Source organism: Tenacibaculum halocynthiae, from assembly GCF_964512825.1.
In the GTDB taxonomy this organism is placed as follows: Bacteria; Bacteroidota; Bacteroidia; order Flavobacteriales; family Flavobacteriaceae; genus Polaribacter; species Polaribacter halocynthiae.
The window spans coordinates 1-2515 of sequence record NZ_CAZELG010000014.1; the positions used below are offsets into that span (position 1 = coordinate 1).

Sequence of the window (2515 nt, forward strand, 5' to 3'; positions counted from 1 at the left end):
AAAGGACGTTCTTAAAAAAATCTTGTTTTTGGGTGTATGCGTAAAAAAAAGGTATCGGAATAAAAAAAAGTGTGTTAGTTACAGGTACGATGCACTGAATAGAATCACAGGCGCAGTAAGCGATGCAGGTGGAAATTACAACGTATCAGGTATTACGTACGACAAAAACGGAAATATCCTAAACCTTATAAGAAAAGGGCATATCAACGCAGGAGCAACCAGCTTTGGTACAATGGATAATTTGCACTACTATTATGATAGTGGTAATAAACTAAAATCAGTTGTAGATAATGGTAATGACAACTATGGATTTAAAGACAAATCAAACAAGTTAGATTACACCTATGATGTAAATGGTAACATGATTTCTGATAAAAATAAAGATATAGGAAGTATAACATATAATCATTTAAATTTACCAACAGAAATTACATTTAGCAATGGTTCAGGAGGTACAATTAACTATGTGTATGATGCTTCTGGAGTAAAACTATCTAAAGTTGTAAGTGATTTCAACCAAACAAAAGTTACACAATACGCAGGAAATTATATATATTCAGGAGTATCAAGTAATGGATTACCTGGAGGAAATAATGGTTTTAGTTGGTCTTTAGAATTCTTTAATCACTCAGAAGGATATATAAAACCTGTCATTGCGAGCGGTAGCACAGTAATCTCATCATTTGACTACGTTTACCAATACAAAGACCACTTAGGGAATATTAGATTAACATATACTGATACTAACAAAGATGGTGTAATTACTGCGAGTAGTGAGATCATAGAGGAATCTAATTATTATCCATTTGGACTTAAACATAAAGGATACAATAATAACGTATCATCCCTTGGAAATAGCACCGCGCAGAAGTTTAAATACAATGGGACTGAATTAGAAGAGTCTTTAGGGTTGAACTTGTATGAAATGCCTTTAAGGAGGTATGACCCTGCTATTGCGAGATGGAATTCTATCGACCCAGTAGTACATCACTCAATGAGTACTTATACAGCTTTCGACAATAATCCAGTTTTTTGGGCTGACCCAAGTGGTGCTGATGCAGTGCAAAATGAAAATGGCTGGACTTTTACAGGAGAAGATGCTAAAAATGTTTTTATAGCATTGCGAGATAGTAGTGGTAATTCGGGGAATAGTGATAGCAGTAACCAAAGTGATAATTGTCCTGATTGTAAAACCTTTTTAGATTACTATAATTATTACAAACGAATTTTTACTAGTGAAGGATTTAAAAAAGATTTAAAAGATACAGGTACAGGTATTGCAAAAGGTCTTATCCAAAGTTCCTTTGACATAACGAGAAACACTAACCTTAAAGTAACAGAGGTAACAGAAGGACAAAGATTCGGTTATTTTGCTGGGATTATCTTATTTGCTCTATTAGAGCCAGGGGCAGGTGGTGAGGCCAAAATGGCTTCTAAAATATGGAAAGTAGGTCCCTATAATAAAATCAGAGGAATTGAAAAAGGGTTAGATGCTCATCATGTTGGTCAAAAAGCTTTGATGAAAAGATTTATTCCTGACTATAATTATAAAACAGCACCTTCTATTCTTGTTCCAAGGATTGGTCATACTAGAAGAAGTAGTTTAGGAATTGTATCAAGGAACACTAGGGGGTTATCTAATGCAAGAGAAGTATTAGCAAGAGATATATTTGAACTTAGAAGAGTTTATGGACGCATAGGGCTTCCTAATAGTTCTTTAGAAGAGTTAATTAAACTCAATAAATCAATGTATCCAAACGCATTTTTAAAATAGAAAAATATGGCGAATAGAGAAATTATAGATAATTATTATAATAAAGCTGTTGAGAATTTAAATGAAAATATTATTTCAAATTATAAACATTGGAATAAGTATGTTGAAAATCTCTCAGAAAAGCAGAAAGCAACATACCTTATTTCTATATTTCATGATCAAGTTTTCAATGGTGGGTTTCATCAATACTTCTTAAACCCTTATGGATGTTTTAGCTACCAAACTCTTTCATGTTTAAAAAAAATAAAAGCTAAAACTACTGCTAATCTACTTTTAGAAGTTTTATCTGTGGTTAACTATCTAAATTTAGATGTTCAAGATTTTAGTAGGAATATATTTAATAGAGAATTGAACCGAATAACAAATTTTGATGATCTTATATGTGATTCTTTAGATGGGCTAGATGACAAATATTACAACTCTAAAGAAGATTTAGTAAAACTATTAGCTAATTATTTAACCTCTGATGGTGCTAGTATGTCCGAGTGAGGCTACTGCTAGTTTTCATAACTAGTAGCGGGTATGAGTAAGAAATAGAAATTAAATTTAAAAATAGGTAGAGCCACGTTATAAGTTATTTATAGCGTGGTTTTTTATTTATAAGCTTTTTGAGTTTTATCATCACGTAAACACATATCAATAAAGTCAAAAATATACTTTTTCTTCTCTTCCGATAAATTAGAAATATCTTCAATACGCTGTAAAACTTCTTTATCCTTTACCAAAACAGAAGTGTCGCCA

At 32.0% G+C, this 2515-nt stretch carries 2 protein-coding genes; both read left to right on the plus strand.

Translation table 11 applies throughout. The features are described from left to right. Positions 1 to 1774 (plus strand): RHS repeat domain-containing protein (locus ACKTTQ_RS05235; protein WP_408048590.1); only part of this gene is annotated, 1774 nt, incomplete at its 5' end. A 6-nt stretch (positions 1775 to 1780) separates the two neighbouring features. Further along, complete coding sequence (locus ACKTTQ_RS05240; protein ID WP_408048591.1) at positions 1781 to 2263, plus strand: DMP19 family protein; 483 nt, start codon at positions 1781 to 1783, stop codon at positions 2261 to 2263. The last annotated feature ends 252 nt before the right edge of the window (positions 2264 to 2515 follow it).